Origin of the sequence: Sulfurimonas sp., assembly GCF_047622445.1 — a bacterium.
Taxonomy (GTDB): Bacteria; Campylobacterota; Campylobacteria; order Campylobacterales; family Sulfurimonadaceae; genus Sulfurimonas.
Genome location: NZ_JBLHOE010000126.1, coordinates 1 through 3,146, shown reverse-complemented (window position 1 = coordinate 3,146; position 3,146 = coordinate 1). Strand labels below are relative to the sequence as shown.

Here is a 3,146-nt window from a genome sequence, read left to right as displayed (position 1 = left end):
AATACCTTTACTCGCAACTTCTACAAGTTTTGTAAGTGGTTTACTTAATCCCGTTAAATCTTTTATTTCCAAAATAAGGTTCCTTTTCTTGTATGAGTATAACGGCGAAGCTGAGCTCCATTAACGTGTATTTCGGAAAACCTGCTTTTGGTTTTCTGGAAGACACTTTGATGTGGGACTCCTGCCATTTGTTGTATGTAGCGTAGCGAAATACGACAAATGGTTGGTGGCACGTTTAGGGCTCAGCTTCGCCGTTGTACGTTTCCGCTCCGCGGGAACGTACAACTCTTTATTCAACATCATTATATATAGTTAAACCTTAATACATATCATTAACTATCACAGTTAATGATTGTTAATTAGAAGTATTTCTGTATAAACATGACAGATTGTTATATTTATGCATTAATTTGACTTTTTAATCTGTTTTTCTTAAAATTATAATGATTGTTAATTGCCTTACAGACAAATAACAGCCTCAAATGATTGTTAATTGTTCATATACTTACATAAAATTAAGGATGATATTTAAGTGATACTAAACCTCTAGGGTCTAATTTTAGATTAAAAAAACATTCAATAAGAATATAATTATATAATGCTGTAAAAAGAATGGGAGCAAGAACATGACAGGTGGATTTTTCGCAGTATTTGATGATATTGCAATGCTATTGGATGATGCGGCAGCAATGAGTAAGGTTGCTACCAAAAAAACTGTGGGCATACTCGGTGATGATTTAGCTGTGAGTGCGCAACAAGCATCTGGGTTTGCATCTTCTCGAGAGTTACCCGTTTTATGGGCAATTACAAAAGGCTCTTTAAAAAACAAGCTGATGATTTTACCTTTTGCTTTTTTACTAAGTGCATTTGTCCCTTGGATAATTATCCCTATATTAATGCTTGGTGGAATTTACTTAGCATATGAAGGTACAGAAAAGATTCATGAGTATTTTTACCCACATGAGAAGAAAGAAAGAGAAACTAAAATATTATCGAAAGAAGAAATTCTTGAGATAGAAAAAGAGAAAATAAAATCAGCTATCATAACAGATTTTGTACTCTCAGTTGAAATTGTGATTATGGCATTGGGAAGTGTGCTAGAACAAACATTACCTATCCAAATTATTGCAGTGAGTTTTGTAGCATTACTTGCAACTGTTGGTGTGTATGGAACTGTGGCATTACTCGTTAGAATGGATGATTTTGGTTTTACCTTAAAAGAAATTGGTGAAGAGAAAAATAAATTTTTAAACTTTGTGGGAAATGCTCTCATTCAAGGGCTTCCAAAATTAATACGCCTTTTGACCGTAGTCGGAACTCTTGCAATGCTTTTAGTAGCTGGAGGAATATTTTCTCATAATATCCATCAACTTCATGAGTTTCTTCACGGTTTTCCCACTTTACTTAGTGATTTATTTGTTGGCTTAGTTATCGGAAGTATTGCACTTATTTTTAGTAAATTGTTTTTATATATAAAAAAATCTATTGTGGCTTAAAGGGAACCCTATGCGAAATATATATCTCATCATTGCAAAACAGATTGTCGAAGAAGCTGGTCGCATCATTCGTGAGGCTAGAGAGACAAATACTTTTACATTTGAGTTTAAGTCAGATGACACACCCATAAGTAACTTAGACCAACAAGTACAAAACTACATGAGTAAACGTTTAAAAGATAGTTTTGATATTCAAGTTATGGGTGAAGAAGAGTGCGATAGTATAGATGAGTCAAAACCTTACTGGGCGATTGACCCTATTGATGGAACATGGGCATTTATAACACATGAAAATACATCCGCGATAAACCTATCTTTGATAGATAATGGTGAAGTGATTCTCGGAATCGTATTTAATCCATTTACACAAGAGTTTTTTCAAACGGAAAAGGGTGCTAAGTCGTACATTGGAATGCTTACTTTACCACTCAGAGATAATCCTAGTGTTGCTGTTGTAAATTTTAAACCTGAGCGCGAGCATCCAATTGTCAAAAGTGTGAACCAACTTTTTAAAGAAAACAAGATTAAAAAACTTACATCAATTGGTGGGTCTATAACATACTCTATGTGTATGGTTGCTAAAGGTGCCTTTAGTAATTACATAGCATATTTCAATTTTCATGCGAATGCATGGGACATATCTGCTGCATATATTATTATCAAAAACAGTGGAGGGTTTGTTACAGATCTAGAAGGTGAAGAGATAGATCCAATTCACCATAAAGGATATATTGTCGCAAGTGCAAATGCAAATGCAAGAGATGATTTTTTAGCGATGATAAATCCACTGTTAGGGAAGTAATAGATGGCAGTAAATAACAAAGTTTTTTCGGTGCCGTTTCTACGCTCACTCTTTTTAATTCAAAACGAATGGCATCAACATGGGGTACTTGTGCATACTTTGAGAGTAACGTACTACACACTCAAAGCTGGAGAGTTTAAAATGTTAATGGCTGCGCTTTTACATGACGTGGGAAAACCCTTTAGTGCTTTTGTAAAAGATGCAGATGATGTAGAGTATGGTGAATACAGTTTTACCGACCATGAAGAGAGAAGTTACCAGATAATAAAAAAGTGGCCTTTTATTAGTGAGTATACAAAGAATCTAGTCCGTTATCACTACTTGATTCGAGATATTAAAAAAAGTGCTACTGAAAATATAGCAAGGCATGACAAAAAAAAGAAAATTTGGGATACTTTAGATGCTCAGATGCATGAGGACTTACGTGTTTTTCTAGGGTTTGATGATGCTGGTAAAGGTAAAAAAAGGAGATAATTCTATTTTACTCAAAATCATACTCTTCCATACATGGCGCTGTTCCAGAAGAAACTGTACAGAAGCTTGAATTTTTTTGAAATCTCATCACATATGGACGGATATGAATTTTCAACTCTATAGCAACTTTTGTGATCTCATTGAGTATATTTTCTTGCTTTTTATCTAATTCTGTACTCGCTACATTAGCCGTATTGTTAGCTACCATAACATCTTGAAGTGTTTTGAGTGGAGTATGTGATTTGTAAATGTGTTGGGAGAGTTTACTAGAATCATATTTAGGTAGTTTATATAAAAAGATATAGTAGCTGTTGATTTCGAGGGCTTTTTTATTTTGTATAATCTTCGTTATATACTTTTTTGAATGTGGACAC

General features: G+C 34.0%; 4 protein-coding genes. 3 read left to right on the top strand and 1 reads right to left on the bottom strand.

Annotated features, from left to right (window positions below; all coding sequences use genetic code 11):
• Positions 1-626: 626 nt before the first annotated feature.
• Genes ACI9TV_RS16100 through ACI9TV_RS16090 form a run of 3 tightly spaced genes read left to right on the top strand, consistent with a single transcriptional unit; the run spans position 627 to position 2,772 of the window.
• Positions 627-1,496 carry a DUF808 domain-containing protein gene (locus ACI9TV_RS16100; RefSeq protein ID WP_415251841.1) on the top strand — a complete coding sequence of 290 codons (870 nt, stop codon included), beginning with the start codon at positions 627-629 and terminating at the stop codon, positions 1,494-1,496.
• Positions 1,497-1,506: 10 nt separating this feature from the next.
• Positions 1,507-2,298, top strand: a complete 792-nt coding sequence (locus ACI9TV_RS16095) for an inositol monophosphatase family protein (RefSeq protein ID WP_415251840.1) — start codon at positions 1,507-1,509, stop codon at positions 2,296-2,298.
• A gap of 3 nt (positions 2,299-2,301) precedes the next feature.
• Positions 2,302-2,772 (top strand): HD domain-containing protein, encoded by a 471-nt coding sequence (locus ACI9TV_RS16090; RefSeq protein ID WP_415251839.1) that lies wholly within the window; start codon positions 2,302-2,304, stop codon positions 2,770-2,772.
• Positions 2,773-2,779: 7 nt separating this feature from the next.
• On the opposite strand, the gene ACI9TV_RS16085 is transcribed toward ACI9TV_RS16090, so the two are convergent.
• The coding region (locus ACI9TV_RS16085) for a hypothetical protein (RefSeq protein WP_415251838.1) at positions 2,780-3,146 on the bottom strand (367 nt) is incomplete at its 5' end.